This window comes from Streptomyces sp. NBC_00569 (assembly GCF_036345255.1).
Taxonomy (GTDB): Bacteria; Actinomycetota; Actinomycetes; order Streptomycetales; family Streptomycetaceae; genus Streptomyces.
Window position 1 is genome coordinate 9429488 of record NZ_CP107783.1, and the last position, 18737, is coordinate 9448224.

At 70.7% G+C, this 18737-nt stretch carries 13 protein-coding genes; 10 read left to right on the forward strand and 3 right to left on the reverse strand.

Annotated elements, in window-relative coordinates:
- Nucleotides 1-29 precede the first annotated feature (29 nt).
- From OHO83_RS42625 to OHO83_RS42655, 7 genes are read left to right on the forward strand one after another with little or no spacing between them, the layout of a single operon-like run.
- Nucleotides 30-1421, forward strand: coding sequence for a serine hydrolase domain-containing protein (locus tag OHO83_RS42625; RefSeq protein WP_266680582.1), 1392 nt, complete (start codon nt 30-32; stop codon nt 1419-1421).
- Nucleotides 1418-2317, forward strand: a complete 900-nt coding sequence (locus OHO83_RS42630; RefSeq protein WP_266680584.1) for a serine hydrolase — start codon at nt 1418-1420, stop codon at nt 2315-2317. The genes OHO83_RS42625 and OHO83_RS42630 overlap by 4 nt, the downstream gene beginning before the upstream one ends.
- Entirely contained in the window at nt 2314-3903 is a 1590-nt protein-coding gene (locus tag OHO83_RS42635; RefSeq protein ID WP_266680586.1) for an ABC transporter substrate-binding protein, read from the forward strand. Before OHO83_RS42630 ends, OHO83_RS42635 begins: the two co-directional genes overlap by 4 nt.
- Complete coding sequence (locus tag OHO83_RS42640; RefSeq protein WP_330280637.1) at nt 3903-4895, forward strand: ABC transporter permease; 993 nt, start codon at nt 3903-3905, stop codon at nt 4893-4895. The genes OHO83_RS42635 and OHO83_RS42640 overlap by 1 nt, the downstream gene beginning before the upstream one ends.
- Entirely contained in the window at nt 4895-6826 is a 1932-nt protein-coding gene (locus tag OHO83_RS42645) for a dipeptide/oligopeptide/nickel ABC transporter permease/ATP-binding protein (protein WP_266680590.1), read from the forward strand. Before OHO83_RS42640 ends, OHO83_RS42645 begins: the two co-directional genes overlap by 1 nt.
- On the forward strand, nt 6823-7821 hold the full coding sequence (locus OHO83_RS42650) for an ABC transporter ATP-binding protein (protein ID WP_266680592.1): 999 nt from the start codon (nt 6823-6825) through the stop codon (nt 7819-7821). Before OHO83_RS42645 ends, OHO83_RS42650 begins: the two co-directional genes overlap by 4 nt.
- Nucleotides 7818-11174, forward strand: a complete 3357-nt coding sequence (locus OHO83_RS42655) for a serine hydrolase (RefSeq protein WP_266680594.1) — start codon at nt 7818-7820, stop codon at nt 11172-11174. The genes OHO83_RS42650 and OHO83_RS42655 overlap by 4 nt, the downstream gene beginning before the upstream one ends.
- Nucleotides 11175-11281: 107 nt before the next feature.
- Here the strand turns inward: OHO83_RS42655 and OHO83_RS42660 are convergent, their stop codons facing one another.
- A complete protein-coding gene (locus OHO83_RS42660) occupies nt 11282-12931 on the reverse strand; it encodes a PucR family transcriptional regulator (RefSeq protein WP_330280638.1) in 1650 nt (549 codons plus the stop codon).
- Nucleotides 12932-13176: 245 nt separating this feature from the next.
- Between OHO83_RS42660 and OHO83_RS42665 the strand changes: the two genes are divergently transcribed.
- The gene (locus tag OHO83_RS42665; RefSeq protein ID WP_266680598.1) at nt 13177-14334 is read left to right on the forward strand and encodes an alanine racemase; all 1158 of its coding nucleotides are present in this window, start codon (nt 13177-13179) and stop codon (nt 14332-14334) included.
- A 392-nt stretch (nt 14335-14726) separates the two neighbouring features.
- Here the strand turns inward: OHO83_RS42665 and OHO83_RS42670 are convergent, their stop codons facing one another.
- Complete coding sequence (locus OHO83_RS42670; protein WP_266681765.1) at nt 14727-15473, reverse strand: dienelactone hydrolase family protein; 747 nt, start codon at nt 15471-15473, stop codon at nt 14727-14729.
- A gap of 110 nt (nt 15474-15583) precedes the next feature.
- Here OHO83_RS42670 and OHO83_RS42675 point away from each other — a divergent pair, with 110 nt between their 5' ends.
- Both OHO83_RS42675 and OHO83_RS42680 read left to right on the forward strand, forming a co-directional pair.
- On the forward strand, nt 15584-16066 hold the full coding sequence (locus OHO83_RS42675) for a MarR family winged helix-turn-helix transcriptional regulator (protein ID WP_266680600.1): 483 nt from the start codon (nt 15584-15586) through the stop codon (nt 16064-16066).
- Nucleotides 16067-16189: 123 nt separating this feature from the next.
- Nucleotides 16190-17158, forward strand: a complete 969-nt coding sequence (locus OHO83_RS42680) for an alpha/beta hydrolase (protein ID WP_266681767.1) — start codon at nt 16190-16192, stop codon at nt 17156-17158.
- Between the two features lie 147 nt (nt 17159-17305).
- Here OHO83_RS42680 and gdhA read toward each other — a convergent pair whose 3' ends face one another.
- The gene (gene gdhA, locus OHO83_RS42685; RefSeq protein ID WP_443066079.1) at nt 17306-18673 is read right to left on the reverse strand and encodes an NADP-specific glutamate dehydrogenase; all 1368 of its coding nucleotides are present in this window, start codon (nt 18671-18673) and stop codon (nt 17306-17308) included.
- Nucleotides 18674-18737: the final 64 nt, after the last annotated feature.

Below are 18737 nucleotides of genomic sequence, written 5' to 3' on the forward strand. Positions count from 1 at the left end.
GTTCTCCCTCGCCGAGACAAGAGGTGCACATGTCCGAACTCAATGAACTCTGTGGCTGGTTGGAAGGTCGCCTTCCTGAGTTGCTGGCCGAACACAAGGTGCCGGCCGCGTCGATCGCCGTATACGCGCACGGAGAGATGATCGACCGTGCGGCCGGGGTGCTGAACAAGCACACCGGCGTCGAGGCCACCGCGGACTCCGTCTTCCAGATCGGGTCGATCACCAAGGTCTGGACGACCACGCTGGCAATGCAGCTCGTCGACGAGGGCGCGCTCGACATCGACGCCCCGGTCCGGGCGTACCTGCCCGAATTCGCCGTCGGTGACGAGACGGCCTCCGCGAAGATCACCGTACGCCAACTGATGTGCCACACCTCGGGGTTCGAGGGCGACGTCTTCCTCGACACCGGACGCGGGGACGACGCGGTGCACAGGCTCGTCACCCTCCTCGCCGACGTGCCCCAGCTGTTCGCGCCGGGCGAGATGTTCTCGTACAACAACGCCGCCTTCTGCGTACTCGGTCGCATCGTCGAGGTGCTGCGCGACAAGTCGTACGACGACTGCCTGCGCGACCACCTGTGCACGCCGCTGGGGCTGACCCACGTCGCCCCCAGCCCGTACGAGGCCGTCAGGTTCCGTGCCGCGTCGGGGCACCTCACGCCCGACCCCGACGCCGAGCCGCAGCCCGCGCAGGTCTGGGCGCTGCCCCGGTCGAACGCGCCCGCCGGATCGATGCTGGCGATGCGGCCGCGGGATCTGCTGACGTTCGCCCGGATGCATCTCGACGGGGGCAGGGGGCCCGACGGGACGGCGGTACTCACTGCGGAGAGCGCGCTCGCCATGCGGCGCCGCGAGGTGGAACTGCCGGATCTCGGGCTGATGGGCGACGCCTGGGGACTGGGCTGGTCGCTCTTCGACTGGCCCGGCGGCGCGGTGGTCGGCCACGACGGAGGCACGCTCGGCCAGTCGGCCTTCCTACGAGTGGCTCCCGAACACGACATCGCGGTGGCGTTGCTGACCAACGGCGGCAACCCGCTCCCGCTGTACGTCGAACTCGTCGGACGCGTGCTGCGCGAGCTGGCCGGAACAGAGATGCCGGCGCTCCCGGTGCCGGCCGCCGACGCCCCCCGTGTCGAGACAGCGAGGTTCGTGGGCACGTACGCGTCGTCCGTCGGCGACACCGTCGTCAGCGAGGACACCGACGGCAGGCTGTGGGCCGAGCGGACCCCGAAGGGAGTGTTCGCCGAACTCGACGGCGGTCCGCCGGAAAGGATCGAACTGGTCGCGTACGACGGCGACAAGCTGATCCCCGTGAAGCCGCAGCGCGGCATGCACATGGTGCACGCGTTCGTCGGGGACGACGGGACCGGGCGGGCGCGGTTCCTGCACACCGGCCGGGCCGATCGGCGGGTGAGCCGGTGAACGCCATCGCCGACGAGATCGCCGCGGTCTTCGCCGAGGCGGGAGCGCAAGGGTTCCTGCACGCCCGTGAGGTCGGGGTGACCGACGGCCCCGAGGTCGCCGTCGGCGCGGACGCCCCGGTGGTCCTGGCGTCGGTGTTCAAGATCCCGGTCGCGGTCGCCTACGTCCGCGAGGTGGCCGCCGGACGCCTGGACGAGACCGAACGGACACGGGTCACCGCGCGCTACCGCGTCGGCGGGATCGGCACGGCCGGCTGCGCCGACGACGTGGAGATGAGCTGGCGCGACCTGGCGCTGTTCATGCTGACCATGAGCGACAACGCGGCCACCGACGTCGTGTTCCACCGGGTCGGACAGGACGCCGTGGACCGCGTGTTCACCGACCTCGGGCTGTCCCGAACGCGCATCCGCGGCTGCTGCGAGGACCTGTTCGCGTCGTTGCTGTCCGACCTCGGTGCCGGCGAAGGCGACGACGTGGAGGCCGTGCTCGCCGCGGCCACCCCGGAACAGCTGTGGAAGCTGGCGGTGCTGGACCCGGCCAGGACGACGTCGTCCACCCCGCGGGAGATCACCCGGCTGCTCGACGCGATCTGGACCGACCGCGCGGCCGATCCCGGGGCCTGCGAGAAGGTCCGCGCGATCATGGGACGGCAGATCTGGCCGCACCGGATCTCGTCCGGCCTCGACACCGGGGTCCAGGTGGCGGCCAAGACGGGCACGCTTCCCGCGGTCCGCAACGAAGCAGGTGTGCTGACCTACCCGGACGGCAGGCAGTACGCCGTCGCGGTGTTCACCCGCGCGGACTCCCTGGAGGACCGCCGGCCCGCTGTCGATACCTCGATCGGCAGGGCCGCCCGGCTCGCCGTGGACCATCTCCGCCACGGAGTGACGTCGTGAGGCGCCGGGTCGTGCTGCTCGGCGCGCTGGCGCTGACGGTCAGCGCGTGCGGGGGAGTCTCGCAGTCCACACAGGGGCGGACCGCACACCAAAAGCTGGCGGAAGGCAGGACCTTCACGCAGGCGATCGCGTCCGACCCCGGAAGCCTCGACCCGCAGATGACGGTCCTCTCGGTCGCCATCCAGACCGATCGCTACCTCTACGACTCGCTGCTCAACGTCGACGCCGCCGGAAAGCCCGTTACGGGACTGGCGGACAAGTGGCGCGCCACGACGACGAAAGCCACCTTCAGTCTGCGGAGCGGCATCACCTGCGCCGACGGCTCGCCGCTGACCGCCGCGGACGTCGCGGCGAACATCAACTTCGTGGGCGACCCGGCGAACAAGTCCCCGTTCGCGGGGGTGACCATCGCGCCCGGAACGAAGGCGACCGGCGACAACGCGAGCCGCACCGTCACGCTCACCAGCGGAGCGCCGGACGCGTTCCTGCTGCGCAACGCGGGCCGGCTGCCGATGGTGTGCGCCGCGGGCCTGCGGGACCGTTCGCTGCTGGCCAAGGGCGGCGCGGGCACCGGCATGTTCACCGTCACCGAGGCCGTACCCAACGACCACTACACGCTCACCCGGCGCAAGGACTACACGTGGGGGCCGGGCGCGTGGAAGACCGACCAGCCGGGGCTGCCCGACAAGGTGGTCGTGCGGGTGGTCCCGAACGCCACCACCTCGGCGAACCTGCTGCTCTCCGGCGGCCTCAACGCCGCGGCCACGGTCGGGCCGGACAAGAAGCGGCTCTCCGCGCAGAAGCTGTTCCACGCCGACTACCTCGCTCCGATGGGGGAGTTGTTCTTCAACGAGGCTCCCGGCCGCGCCGGCCGGGACGAACGCGTCCGCCGCGCCCTGGTCCAGGCACTCGACCTGACGCAGCTCGGCAAGGTGCTCACCAGCGGCACCGGCACACCGGCCACGGGCATGGTCACGGCCGAACCCCGTGCCTGTACGGGCGACACCGTGAAGGGCAATTTGCCCGCGCACGACCTCGCCGCGGCCAGGACCGCGCTGGACGCGGCGGGCTGGCGCACGGGCCCGGGTGGCGTGCGCGTCAAGGACGGCAAGCGGCTCGCCCTCACCATGACCTACGCGACGCAACTCGGGCCGACCATAGCGCCGACCGCGGAGCTGGCGCAGCAGACCTGGAAGCGCATCGGCGTCGAGGTCAAGCTGAAGGGCGTCGACAGCTCCGGGCTCGACCAGGCGCTGTTCAGCACCGGCGCGTGGGATGTCTCGATGGCTCCCTTCGGTTTCGAACTGCCCAGCCAGGCAGTGCAGTTCATGTCGGGCAGGACGCCGCCGCAGGGCACCAACTTCGCGCACATCCAGAACGCCGGGTACGACGCTCAGGTGCGCCGGGCGTCGGCGCTGGTCGGCGACGACAGCTGCCGCGCGTGGCTCGCGGCCGAGGCGTCGCTGATCAAGCGCGTCGACGTCGTCCCCTACGTCCACTCGGTCATCCCGTTCTTCGGCACCGGAGCGCGGTTCGAGGTCAGCGCGGGCTCCATCACGCCGTCGTCGATACGGATGTACGGCTGATGGCCACCGCTGCGGTGGCGGCCGCCTCGCGTGCCGGAATCCGGGGCGGCCCATGGCTGCAGTTCGCCCGGCGCAGGCTGCGGCGATTCCTCGTCGCGCTGTGGGTGCTGGTGACCACGGCATTCCTGATGATCCACCTCGTCCCGGGTGACCCGGTCCGGGCGGCGCTGGGAATGACCGCACCCACCGAGCTGGTCGAGGCCCGGCGCCAGGCGCTCGGCCTGAACGACCCGCTGTGGGTGCAGTACGGCCACTATCTGGGCAGCCTGTTCACCGGCGACTTCGGTACCTCGATGACCAGCAACCTGCCGGTGTCGCAAGTCATCGGTGACCGTCTGCCCGCGACGCTCGCGCTGGCCGTGCCCGCGTTCGTGGTGGTGGTCGCCCTGGCGATTCCCCTCGGCGTGCTGTTCGCGGTACTGACCAGAGGCGGCAGACGCCGGGGCGTCGAGCTGGGATTCACCTCGGTGAGCGTGTTCCTGGCCGCCGTCCCGGAGTTCCTGGTCGCGGTGGGCCTCGTCGCGTTCTACGCCGTGCGCCTTGGCTGGTTCCCGGTAGCCGGGAACGGCGGCGCGAGCGCGTTCGTGCTGCCGGTGACGGCACTGGCGACCGGTGCGACGGCGGTGCTGGCGCGGATCGTACGGGTGGAGATGCTGTCCGTGCTCGGCGACGACTTCGTCCGCACCGCCCGGGCGAAACGGCTGCCCGCCCGGCTCGTGTACGTCCGGCACGCGCTGCCGAGCGCGCTGACCGCCACGCTGACGCTGGGCGGGCTGATGCTCACGGCGATGGTCGCGGGGACGGTGCTCGTGGAGAACGTCTTCGCCTGGCCCGGGCTCGGTTCGACGATCGTGCAGTCGATTCTGGCGAAGGACTATCCGACGGTGCAGGGCATCGTGCTCGTGTACGGCATGGGGGTGCTGCTGGTGAACCTGGCGGTCGACGTGCTGCTGGCGGTGCTCGACCCGCGCTCGACGATCCGGGAGAGCTGATGACGTCGACATGGCAGTGGAGAAGGCGCGGCTCGGCCTGGTCGGCGGCGCTGCGCACCCCGGTGGGGGCGTGCTCCGTGGCGCTGTTGGTGGCGTTGGCCGCACTCGCCGTCCTGGGACCGGTGCTGTGGGGCGGGCAGGCGGCCGCGGTCGACACGAACGCGATCGGCCAAGGTCCGTCCGGGGCACACCTGTTGGGTACCGACTCGCTCGGCCGGGACATCTTCTACCGCACGCTCGTGGCCACCCGGTTCTCGGTCGAACTCGCGGTGATCGCCACGGCGGTCGGCGTCACGGTCGGCCTCGTGCTGGGTACCTTGCCGTCGGTGCTGCCGCGCCGGGCCGGCAGGCTGATCACCTCCGCCGTGGACATCGCGGTGGCGTTCCCCGGGCTGCTCCTTGCGTTGTTCTTCGCGGTCGTCTTCGGCGTGGGCACCCGAGGCGCGGTCCTCGCCATCGCGTTCGCGACGGCGCCGGGCTTCGCGAGGCTGGCGCAGACACTCGCCGCGTCGGTGTCGGGGCGGGACTACGTATCGGCTGCGCGGATCGCGGGCGTCGGCCGGCTCCGGCTGCTCGTCCGGCACGTCCTGCCCAACATCGGCGAGCCGCTGCTGGTGAACGCCACCATCAGCGCGGGCGGGGCACTGCTCGCGTTCGCCTCGCTCTCCTTCCTCGGCATCGGCGTCCAGGCACCCCGATACGACTGGGGGCGGCTCCTCGGCGAGGGACTGGACGGGATCTACGTGAACCCGGCGGCCGCGCTCGCTCCCGGCGCGGCGGTGGTGCTGGCCGGTCTTGCGTTCAACCTGGTGGGCGAGACCGTCGCCGCGGTGATCGGCGTACGCACCCCGACCGCGCGGATCCCCGCCCGGCCGGCGCCGCCCGCCCGTCCCGCCGCGGCAGCGGAACCCGGCGTGGAACCGGTGCTGTTGGTGGAGAACCTCCAGGTGGCGTTCCCGCGTCCGGACGGGTGGACGGTCCCGGTACGCGGGGTGAGTTTCACCGTGCGGGGCGGCGAGGCGATCGGCGTGGTGGGGGAGTCCGGGTCGGGCAAGAGCCTGACCGCGCTGGCGGTTTCCCGGCTGATAGAGACGCCGGGTGTGGTGACCGCGGACCGGCTGGAATTCGCGGGGACTCCGCTCCTGACGACTCCGGAGCGGGAGTTGCGCCGGTTGCTCGGCACGTCGCTGGCGATGGTCTTCCAGGATCCGATGAGCTCGTTCAACCCGGCCCGGCGGATCGGCCGCCAGCTGGCGGAGGCGTCGGAGCAGCACCACGGCCTCAACCGGCGCGAAGCCTTCGCCAGAGCAGTGGACCGGTTGCGCGCGGTGCGCATTCCCGCCGCGGAACGACGTGCCCGGCAGTACCCGCACGAGTTCTCCGGCGGGATGCGGCAGCGCGCGATGATCGGCATGGGTCTGATGGGCGAGCCGAAGCTGATCATCGCCGATGAGCCGACGACGGCGCTGGATGTCACCGTGCAGCGCCAGGTACTGCGCCTTCTCTCGCGGACCAGAGAGAGCGAGAACGCTGCGATCCTCCTGATCAGCCACGACATCACGGTCGTCGCGCAGACCTGCGACCGGATGCTCGTCATGTACGCGGGGCGCGTCGTCGAGGACCTTCCCACCGCCGACCTCACATCCGTACCGAGACATCCCTACACCCGGGCGTTGCTGGCCGCGACGCTGGAACTGGACACCGACCGCGACGAGCCGCTGGCCGTGATCCCCGGCCGGCCGCCCGAGCCGGACCACGTGCCCGAGGGGTGCGCGTTCGCCGCCCGCTGCCCGGCGGCGACGGACCGGTGCCGGAGCCAGGACCCGGTACTGGAGCGGGTCGACTGGGCGCACCGGGTCGCCTGCTGGCATCCGAACGGCGCCGTCACGCCGGAGTCCGGCCGGGAAGCCGTCTACGGAGGTGCCGAATGAGCGCGCTGGTGTTCGACGACGTGAGCGTGCGCTACGGCGCCCGGCGCGGCGGCCTGACCGCCGTGGACCAGGTCAGCCTGACCGTGCCCAAGGGACAGGTGGTCGGGCTGGTCGGGGAGTCGGGATCGGGCAAGTCGACCCTGGCACGGGCCGCGGTGGGCCTTGCACCGGTGAGCGCGGGCCGCGTCCTGCTCGGCGGCGTGGACGTGAAGAGCCTGCCACGAAGACGGCCGCTGCAGATGGTGTTCCAGGACCCGTACTCCTCGCTGGATCCGCGGATGAGCATCGGTGAGTCGATCACCGAGGCCCTGCCGCGCGGTGCCCGCGAGGGCGGCGCGGGCCGGCGGGCCGAGGTGGCGAGACTGCTCGAACTGGTCAACCTCGACCCGGACCGGGCGGGGATGCTGCCGAAGCACCTGTCGGGCGGGCAGCGGCAACGTGTCGCGCTCGCCCGCGCGTTGGCCGGGCAGCCGCAGGTACTGATCGCCGACGAGATCACGTCCGCGCTCGACGTGTCGGTGCAGGGCGCCGTACTTAATCTGGTCCGCACACTGCAGCGACGACTGGACCTGTCGATGCTGTTCATCTCGCACAACCTGGCCGTGGTGCGCTACCTCAGCGACGTGATCGCCGTCATGTACCTCGGCCGCATCGTGGAGACGGGCCCCGCCGCGCAAGTCCTCGACGACCCGCAACACCCCTACACGCGCGACCTGCTCGCCGCGGCCCCGTCCGCCCGCACCGGCCTGTTCGACGGCCCCGGTGACGGCGACGGCATCGGCGACACGGACCCGCCGGACCCACACCACCCGCCCACCGGCTGCCGCTACCACCCCCGCTGCCCGATCGGCCCGCTCACGCACACCGAGCGCACCGTCTGCCTCAGCTCCGACCCGGCCGACGCCGCGGCGACCCGCCGGCACCGAGCGGCCTGCCACTTCTCCCCGAGCGTCAGCGAACAGCCCGCAATCCCACGAGGAGGCCTCCTGCGATGACCCGACGCCTTGGCATTGAAGACCTGTACGAGGTGACAGTCCCCGAGCAGCCGAGTGTTTCGCCGGACGGCAGCCGGATCGTGTACGTGCTGCGCGCCGCCGACCGTGACGGCGACCGGGACGTGCGAGCGCTCTGGCAGGTCGCCGCCGCGGGCGGCGAGGCGCGGCAGCTCACCCGGGGCACTGCCGACGCGGCACCGGCGTGGTCGCCGGACGGCACACGCATCGCGTTCCTGCGCGCCGGGGACTCGGCCCCGCAACTGTGGTTCCTGCCCGCCGCCGGAGGGGAGGCCGAGCAAGCGACACAACTCCCGCTGGGCGCCGGCGCGCCGGTCTGGAGCCCGGACGGCAGCAAGATCGCCTTCGCGGCGCCGGTCGACGTCGCCGCGGCGGACGGCGAGGACGCCACCGCACGCGCACGCCGGGCGAATGCCCCGGTCGTGGCGGACCGGCTGGACTTCAAGGCCGACGGCATGGGTCTCGTACGGACCCTGCGCAGGCACGTGCACGTCCTCGACGTAGGCACACGGGAGATCCGGCAGGTCACATCGGGGGACTGGAACGCGGGCGATCCCGCCTGGTCGCCCGATGGCACCCGGCTGGCGTTCCCCGGCGCCCGGGAGCCCGACGCCGACCTCACGCTGCGGTCCGCCGCCTACGTCCTCGACCTGAGCGAGTGCGCCGCCGAGCCGCAGTCGACGGGCTCCGGCGACGGCACGGCAGCCACGGTCACCTGGACCCCCGACGGTCGGGCGCTGCTGGTCGTCGGGCGGGGAGACACCGAGATCGGGCACACCAGACTGCTGCTGGTGCCGCTGGACGGCGGCGACACCATCGACCTGACGGCTGCCCTCGACCGGAACGTGATGCCGGGCGGCCCCGGCTATCCCGGCGCGGCGCCACGCCCGACAGCGGACGGCCGCGTGCTGTTCTGCGTGCGGGAGCGCGGCTGCACCCACCTCTACTCGGTCGGCCTCGACGGCGGCGCGCCGCGACCAGTCGTCGGGGGCGCGGGGAACACCGTCGGCGACCTGGCCGTCGCGGGCGACACCGTGGCGATCCTCCTCGCCACGCCGTCCTCGTTCGGCGAGATCGCGACGGTCGGCCTCGCCGACGGGACGGTCGAGGCGCGCACACACCACGGCGAGAGCGTCGCCGACGTCGAGCTGTTCGCCCGTGAGGAGCGGGAGTTCACGATCTCCGACGGCACCGTGGTCCATGGCTGGCTGATGCGCGACCCGGCCCGCACCGGCCCCTCGCCTCTGCTGCTGGACATCCACGGCGGCCCGCACAACGCCTGGAGCGGCACAGCCGACGCCACCCACCTCTACCACCAGGTGCTGGCCGCGCGCGGCTGGGCGGTGCTGCTGCTCAACCCACGCGGCAGCGACGGCTACGGCGAAAAGTTCCTCACCGCGGCGCTCGGCGCATGGGGGCAGGCGGACGCGCCGGACTTCCTCGAACCACTGGACCACCTCGTCGCCGAGGGCGTCGCCGACGCCGACCGGCTGGCCGTGTCCGGTTACAGCTACGGCGGCTTCATGACCTGCTACCTGACGAGCCGCGACAACCGGTTCGCGGCTGCGGTCGCGGGTGGGGTCGTCAGCGATCTGACCAGCATGGCCGGCACCTCGGACGCCGGCCACCACATGGGCGTGCGCGAACTGGGCGGCACCCCCTGGGCGGAGGAACGGGCGTACACGCAGCAGTCGCCACTCACCCACGTCGACCAGGTCCAGGTACCGACGCTCATCGTGCAGGGCGCCGACGACGTGCGCTGTCCCGTGGGTCAGGCGGAACAGTGGTTCACCGCGCTGCGTGAGCGGGGCGTCCCGGCCCGGCTGGTGCTGTACCCCGGCAGCTCGCACCTGTTCATCCTCGACGGCAGGCCCTCGCACCGGGCGGACTTCAACCGACGCGTCGTCGACTGGGTGGAGCGGCACGCAAGGCCCAAGGGGAGCGCGGTGCGGGTGCCGATCGACGCCGCCCACTGGCAGCGCCGGCTGAGCGAACTGGCGCGCGCACATCGCGTACCCGGAGCAGCGCTCGGCGTCCTGCGCGTCGGACCCGACGGCGCCGACGAGCTGGTGCAGGCGAGCCACGGTGTCCTGAGCACGAACACCGGCGTCGACGTCACCGACGACTCGCTGTTCCAGATCGGCTCGATCACCAAGGTGTGGACGACGACCGTCGTGATGCAACTGGTCGACGAGGGGCTGCTCGACCTCGACGCGCCGATAGTGGACGTCCTGCCCGAGCTGCGACTGGCCGATCCGCAGGTGGCGAGGCAGGTGACCATGCGCCATCTGCTGACCCACACCAGCGGCATCGACGGCGACGTGTTCACCGACACCGGCCGTGGCGACGACTGCCTGGAGCGCTACGTCGACCAGCTCGCGGGCGTCGCACAGAACCACCCGCTCGCGGCGACCTTCTCCTACTGCAACTCGGGATTCGTCCTCGCCGGCCGGGTCATCGAGAAACTGACCGGCAAGACCTGGGACCTCGCGATGCGCGAGCGGCTGTTCACCCCCCTCGGCCTGAGCCACACGATCACGCTGCCGGAGGAAGCGCTGCTGTTCCGCGCGGCGGTCGGCCATCTCTCGCCCGGCGGCGGCGAGCCGACGTCCGCACCGGTCTGGGGGCTGCCGCGCTCGGTCGGTCCCGCCGGTCTGGTCGGCGCGGCGACCGCGGACGTCCTGGCGTTCGCCCGGCTGCACCTGACCGGCGGGCTGGCACCCAACGGCGAGCGCCTGCTCGCGCGGGCGTCGGTGCACGCGATGGCCGACAGGCAGACGAACCTGCCCGATCCGCACAGCATCGGCGACTCCTGGGGCCTGGGCTGGATACGTTTCGACTGGGACGGGCACCAGGTCATCGGCCACGACGGCGGCACGATCGGCCAGGCGGCGTTCCTGAGGCTGCTCCCCGAGCAAGGACTCGCGGTGGTGCTGCTCACCAACGGCGGCAGTCCACGCGACCTGTACGAGGGGCTGTACCGGGAGATCTTCGCGGAGCTGGCCGGGGTGGCCATGTCGCGTCCGCTCGAACCGGCCGCCGAACCTCCCGCCGTGGACGCGCGGCGGCACGCCGGTGTGTACGAGCGGGCCGGGGTGCGCGCCGAGGTTCTGCCGACCGGGGACGGGCTGCGCCTGCGCCAGACCCTCACCGGTCCCCTGGCCGAACTCGCGCCGGATCCGACGCAGGAGTACGACCTGGTACCGGTCTCCGACGACCTGTTCGCGTTCCTCGCCCCGGAATCACGGACCTGGACCCCGGTCACGTTCTACACGCTGCCCACGGGCGAGCCGTACGTGCACTACGGGGTGCGGGCGGCCCCGAAGGTGGCCTGACCGTTCACGGCCGGTGTCTGCGGCTGCGATGTGGAAGGGCCCGCTCGACCAGCCGTCCTGTCGGCTGGTCGAGCGGGCCCGCGCGGACGCCCTGGGAGGAGGTGAACTCATGGAGAGTCCGCTCGCATGACGCGGAGTTCGAGCATCGCGGCGAAGCGTTTCCCGGGGTCGTTCAGGTCCGTCCCGGCGATCTCCGCGGCCCGCCGCAGCCGGTATCGGAAGGTGTTCGGATGCACGTCGAGCGAGGCGGAGGCGCCCAGAACATTTCCGAGACTGTCCAGCCAGGCGGTCAGAGTCTCGACCAGGGCGGTGCCATTCTCTCGGTCGTAGGTGCGCAGACGCTCGGTCGGTCCGTCGAGAAGGCCGCCCTCGCTGCGCAGCAGATCGCCGATGTCCAACAGCAGTGCGTCGACCTGGACTTCGGCGTACCGGGCGATACGTCGCCCGGGACGTTGGCGGAGCACTCGCAGCGTCCGGTCAGCGTCGTGCCGGGATCGGGCCAGGTCAGCGGGGCCGGACGAATCGACGGCGCGACCGATGCCGAGAACCACACCGGTCAGCCCGTCAGAGGCCCGCTGCAGGAAGTCCCGCGCAGCCGACTGCGCCTTCTCGGGCAGATCGTCGGCGTCGGCGCCCTGTGCGGGACTCGGGACGATCGCGTAGCACACGTCTCCGACCAGAGCCGCCACGGATCCCGGGGTCACGACCGAGAGATGGAACGAGAGCGCGTCGGCAGTCCGCTCCAACAGTTGGCGGCTCGTCGGTGCGCCCGCAGCGGAGGCGGTGGTCATCTCGGAAACGGCCATGGCCATCACGGTGACCGGTCGGCCCGCCAACCGGAGGCGCTCGATCGCCTCCGGCGCTGCGGGACCTTCGCCGAGAGCGGTCGCGATGAGATCCGCGCGAACCTGCCGGTCCACATCGACACCCACCCGATGACGAAGCAGATGAAGCGCCACGACTTTCGCCGCGTCAACGAGCATTTGCTCTTTCTCGGAATTGAGAGGGCTCGGCACCGCCACCCAGATCGAACCCAGCACCTGATCTCCGGCACGCACGGCCATCGCCACGCGTGGCAGCCCCGCCACTCCTTCGATGAGCGGCGTATCGACAAATATCGGCTTCTCGCTGGCGTAAAGGCGTGTGAACACCCCGGCACGCTCCTGGGCATGCCGAGCATGCTGGGGCACGACGCGACCCAGGACCGTCTGGATGCGGGTCTGATCGGCTTCGTCCTGGCGGCCCGAGAACGCCAGCACCTGCGAGTCCCGGTCCTCGATGGTGATCGGTGCGTCGAGAAGCGCACCGATGGCGTTGGCCAGGGCGAACGAATCCCCCGCGGGAAACCCCGCGAGCAGTTCCTCGCCGGCCCCGCCGATCACGCTGCTGGACAGCAACGACCTCAGGAGCACCACGAGTTGTGCCCAGCTCGCCCCGCGCGTCAGGGCGAGCAGGACGACCCCGCTGTTCTCGACAGCGGTGCGGGCTCCTCCATCGAGGGCCAGCGGTCCCCGCAGGACCACTGCCGCGGCCCCGCCCGCGACAGCTCGCTCGAGCAGCGCCGGAATGTCTCCCGCATCGGCGCCGGCGCACAGCAGCACGGCCCCGGGCCGGAGCGGTTCGTCCCCGTGGCGCTCATCGATGACGACGTCGGTGACGACGACCGCCGGATCGATGCGTCCCGCCACTTCCTCCAGCAACGTGCCGCCCAGGTGACTCAGGATGCTGTCGAGCCGGGCTCCATGGCCATTCATCATCGCAACCGTTCAGCTAGGTCGGTGAGCGGGAAGAGCGGGCATTCGACGAACCCCTCCCTCAGCCTATCCCGCATCGGTTCGCACTTCTGAACAAAGTCAGCGGGTGAAACTGGTACGGAATGACGATGCATTTCCCGATGGCGTTCATGAGAATTGCCGTCGGAGTTTCGATGTGACCGAACCCCGGCGGTATTCGCCGAGGCCCGGACGCACGCGGGACAGTGCATTGATCTCAAGGAATCCTCGTGTTCTCAGCCGCATACCCCCAGCTGCGCCTCGACGCCGACGCCGTCGACCACAACATTCGCGTCATGGCCGCCTGGTGCAGGTCCCGAGATGTGGAACTCGCCCCCCACGTCAAAACGACGATGTCCGCACCCGTCATCGAGCGACAGCTCGCCGCGGGCGCCGCAGGTGTCACGGTCGCCACGGTGGACCAAGCGCAGACGATCTTGAGCTGGGGTCACGGCTCGGTACTCATCGCCAACCAGGTCGTGGACCGTTTCGGGTTGCGGCGTCTTAAGTCCTTGCTGGACGAGGATCCGGCCAGAGAGATCCGATGCTTCGTCGACTCGCCGCAAGGCGTCATCGCGGCGGAGCAGATCTTCACCGGGCACGGGCCGGCCCTCGAGGTTCTTCTCGACGTCGGAACGCCTGGCGGGCGGACAGGGATCCGCAATCCCGAGGACGCACGACAGCTGGCAAGGCTGGTCAGCAGGGCGCCAGGCCTCAGTCTGGCCGGAGTGGCCGGATACGAAGGCGTCGCCTCCAACACCCGGAACGACGACACGATCGCAGCGGTCGACGAACACTGCCGCCGGGTGCGCGATGTCTATCTCGACGTCGCCGACCTCTTCGAGACCGAGGCCCCTGTGTACTCGATGGGAGGTTCGGCTTTCCCTGATCGAGTCGTCGAGTTCCTGCCCACCGCGAACGACGTCCCCGGCACCGTGCGGCTTCTTCGGTCCGGTTGCTACGTGACCCACGATCACGGCACCTACCAGCGGGTGAGTCCCCTTCCGCAGCTCGTTCCGGCCGTGTCGGTCCGAGCCGTCGTCCTGTCCGTTCCCGAGACCGGGACGGCCGTCGTCGGAGCCGGAAAGCGCGACCTGCCCTACGACGCCGACCTGCCGGTACTTCTCTCGGCCCACAGTCCCGGCGGATCTCCCAGGCGCGACCTCTCCGGGCACGTCCGCAGTCTGTACGACCACCACGCCGTCCTCACCGGAGTGACCGGCCTCGAGGTCGCCGACCTGGTCGATGTCGGAATCTCACACCCCTGCTCCGCCTTCGACCGCTGGCCCGACTACTTCGTCACCGACAAGGCGGGCGAGGTGATCGACGTGTGGCAGACCGATTTCCGTCGAGCCTCGATCGCCGGCACCGGTCGGTCCCGCGGCTGAGGTCGATGCCAGCCCTTCGCAACTGTCCGACGCGTCGTACTCGGACTGACCCGCGTCCGCTCTCCACCGAGGAATCCCATGACCACTCTGCGCGGCGGTCCGGCACGTCCTGTTCCCGCCCTCAAAGATCGCGTCTCACAGCGTGTGACCGCCGCGCGGGACCGGCTCGTCTCGCTCAGCCATGCCATTCACGAGAACCCGGAGCCGGCATTCGAGGAGACCCGGGCGGCGGGTTGGGTGACCGAGGTGGTCCGCCCGGATCGTGTCTGGCAATGGTCCTGCGAGGCTTCGGTGGCCGAGGCCGGAGGAGGGGGCTGGGGAATGAAAATGGAACCGCACTCGGGGCGGCCCCACCGCAAGAAGTCGCCCCGAGAGGCCTTACGGGATGGCCCTCAGCTGTTACCCAGCCTGCGGTCGAGGAGGGAGAGCAGGCAGTCCCAGTGGCGCTTCAGTCCGGAGGCGCTGAAAGCGTCGGTGTCGGACATGGTGAAGCCGTGGACAGTGCCGGGGTAGATCTCGGCGGTGTGGCCCAAACCTGCGGCAGCCAGAGCCTCGTTGAGCTCGCTGATGGCCTCGGGCGGCAAGTCGTCGGCAAGGCCGAGATGGACCTCGGCGCTCAACGCGGGGACGAGGCGGTGCGGGCTGTCCGGCGTGTCGGTGACCACGAAGCCGGGGTGGAATCCGGCGACGGCGGCCACTTGGTCGGGGTGGGCCGCTGCGGTACGCAGCGCGAAGAGGGTGCCGATGCAGTAGCCGACCACGGCAACCTGTCCGGCGCTGACCTCGGGCCGGGTGGTGAGGAACCTGAGGTGGGCGTCGGCGTCGCGCTGGGCATGTTCGGTGGTGTGCGCCTCGAGCAGGGGCATCAGCCGGCCGATGACCTCGGGCCGGACCTCTTCTCCGATGTACTCGGGAAGTTCTACCACCGGTGCCGCGCCGTGCCGGTAGAAGAGGTTGGGGACGAGCGCGTAGTAGCCGTGCCCGGCCAGTTCGCGGGCCTTGTCCTCCATCTCGGGCCGCAGGCCGAAGGCGTCCGGGTACAGCAGCACCCCCGGGTGCCGCTCGCCGTCGTCGGGGAAGGCGGCGAAAGCGTCGGCCTGGCCGTCAGGGGTGGGAATCTGCAGTGTCTTGGTGGGAATAGTGGATCTTCCTTCCTGGAGTTCGCAACTAACGTTAGTGCCACTAACGATGTCGGCGCGAGTGAACGTACATCGTTAGTCGAACTAACGCAACGGGTAGAATTGGCGCCATGATCAGAGCCGATGCCGCGGACCTGCCCGAAGCCGGCGCGCCCAGGACGCCCGACCGGCTGCGTCGGCGGGCGAGCCGGTTGTTGTCGCAGCTGACCGTGCGGTCGGACCGGCTGATCAACGATGGTCTGGCCCAAGCCGACGCCCGCAAGTGGCATTACGCCGTGCTCGCGTCACTGCAGGATTTCGGGCCGGGCAGCCAGGCGGCGCTGAGCGGGCGTACCGGCATCTACCGCAGCGACATGGTCGGTGTGCTCAACGAACTGGCCGAGCGCGACCTCGTCGAGCGGGCGCCGGATCCCGGCGATCAGCGCCGCAACATCATCACGATCTCCGCCAAAGGGCGCCGTCAGCTACGCCGGCTCGACAAGGTCCTGGATGCACTCCACGACGAACTGCTCGCGCCGCTGAATCCGGCCGAACGCGACCAGTTCGTGGAGTTGCTCAACCGCTTGCTGGACTATCACGCCGGGCCCTCCTGACCGCGCGTGGCGAGGGAGAACTCCCGGCGTGCCAGCGGGCTGCTGCCGTGGTCCCCGGCCATCGCGGCACAGCCTTCTTTTCAGGCGGGGCCCGCCGGGTTCCCTTCAGCGGAGGAGTTCGCCATCTCCGAGTACATCCCTACCGCGCCAGTGCTGGAGCAGGCTGCCGCGGAATTCGCGGCCGCGACCGCGAAGCCGCCGTTCCTCTTCGACCTCGGCCCCGAGGAGGGCCGCAAGACGGTCGACGAGGTCCAGTCCGGCGAGATCGCCAAGCCCGCGGTCGACGAGGAGTGGATCACCTTCCCCGGCGGCCCCACCGGCTCCGTACGCGTCCGGATCGTCAAGCCCGCCGGTGCCACCGGCACCCTGCCCGTCATCCTCTACATCCATGGCGCGGGCTGGGTCTTCGGCAACGCCCACACGCACGACCGCCTCGTCCGCGAACTCGCCGTCGGCGCGAACGCCGCCGTGGTCTTCCCCGAGTACGACCTCTCGCCCGAGGCCCGCTATCCGGTCGCGATCGAGCAGAACTACGCGGTCGCCCACTGGGTGACCACCGACGGCGCGGGCAAGGGCCTGGACGCCACCCGCATCGCGGTGGCCGGTGACAGCGTGGGTGGCAACATGTCCGCCGCGCTGACGCTGATGGCCAAGGAGCGCGGGGGCGTCCAACTGCTCGGGCAGGTGCTGTTCTACCCGGTCACCGACGCGAACTTCGACACCGCCTCCTACCACCAGTTCGCGGAGGGCTACTTCCTGCGGCGCGACGCCATGCAGTGGTTCTGGGACCAGTACACCGCCGACGCCGCCCAGCGGGCCGAGATCACCGTGTCGCCGCTGCGCGCCACTGTCGACCAGCTCCGCGGCCTGCCGCCGGCCCTCGTCATCACCGGCGAAGCGGACGTGCTGCGCGACGAGGGCGAGGCGTACGCGAACAAGCTCCGCGAGGCCGGAGTGCCGGTCACGGCCGTTCGCTACCAGGGCATCATCCACGACTTCGTGATGCTCAACGCGCTGCGCGGCACCCATGCCGCCGAGGCCGCTATCACGCAGGCCGTCACGTTCCTCACCGACGCCCTCGGCGCCAAGTGATTCACCGTCAACTTGCCGCATCCGCAGAGCACTTGCTCAGCGGTCGGCGAAGTGCGACGGCAGCACGCCTCGTGCGGCAGCCGGTCGCCGTTCCCTGCACGTCGCCGTCTCGCACGGAGACGGCGACGTGCCCGGTGGCCGTACGGATCAGACGATGCCCTGGGCGAGCATCGCGTCGGCGACGCGGATGAATCCCGCGATGGCCGCTCCCGCGACGTAGTCGTCCGGGTCGCCGGTGTACGCCTCGGCGGTCGCGCGACTCTGGGCGTGGATGTCGCTCATGATGCTCTCCAGCCGGTCCGTCACCTCGTCCCGGCTCCACGCCGCCCGCGCGGCGTTCTGGCTCATCTCCAGGGCCGACGTCGCGACACCGCCCGCGTTCGCGGCCTTGCCGGGGCCGAACAGCACTCCGGCCTCGCGGAAGCGGGCCACCGCACCGGGGGTGCAGGGCATGTTGGCGCCCTCCGCGACCGCCAGCACCCCGTTGCGGATCAGCGCGGCGGCGTGGTCCTCGCCCAACTCGTTCTGGGTGGCACAGGGAAGCACCACGTCGCAGGGCACGTCGTAGACCGATCCGAACGCGTGGTGTTCGGCGGACGGCCGCTCGGCGGCATAGGCGCTCAGCCGCTCCCGCCGCACCTCCTTGATCTCACGCAGGAGATCGACGTCGATGCCGTCCGGGTCCACGACATGACCGGCGGAGTCCGAGCAGGCGACGACCTTCGCGCCGAGGAGGTGGGCCTGCTCGATCGCGTAGATCGCCACATTGCCCGAACCGGACACCACGACGGTGCGGCCCGCCAGGTCCTGGCCGCGGGTGGCGAGCATGTCCCGGGCGAAGAACACGGTGCCGTAACCGGTCGCTTCGGTGCGGCCCTGCGAGCCGCCCCACCCGACGCCCTTCCCGGTCAGCACCCCCGCCTCGTGGCGGTTCACGATCCGCTTGTACTGGCCGAACATGTAGCCGATCTCACGGCCACCCACGCCGATGTCACCGGCCGGCACATCCGTGTGTTCTCCGAGGTGCCGGTAGAGCTCGGTGATGAACGACTGGCAGAAGCGCATGACTTCGGCGTCGCTGCGGCCGGCGGGGTCGAAGTCCGCGCCGCCCTTGCCGGCCCCGATGCCCTGGCCGGTGAGCGCGTTCTTGAAGATCTGCTCGAAGCCCAGGAACTTGATGACCGACAGATCGACGGTCGGGTGGAAGCGCAGGCCGCCCTTGTAGGGGCCGAGGGCGCTGGAGAATTCCACGCGGTAGCCGCGGTTGACCTGAATCCGGCCCCGGTCGTCGACCCAGGGAACCCGGAACATGATCTGCCGTTCCGGTTCGCAGAGGCGCTCGAGAATGTGTGCGTCGGCGTATTCGGGATGCCGGTCGAGAACCGGGCCGAGCGTGTGCAGGACCTCCTCGACGGCCTGTTGGAACACGACTTCGCCTGCGCTGCGACGTCGGACCGCGTCGAGGACGTCGTCCAGGTGAGAGGGAACGGCTGAGGGCGAAACGGTGGTCATCATCTTCCTCTGGCGGGGGAGCGGACTTGGTAGGGAGGAATCGGACGGCACGGTTACAAGAGGGAAG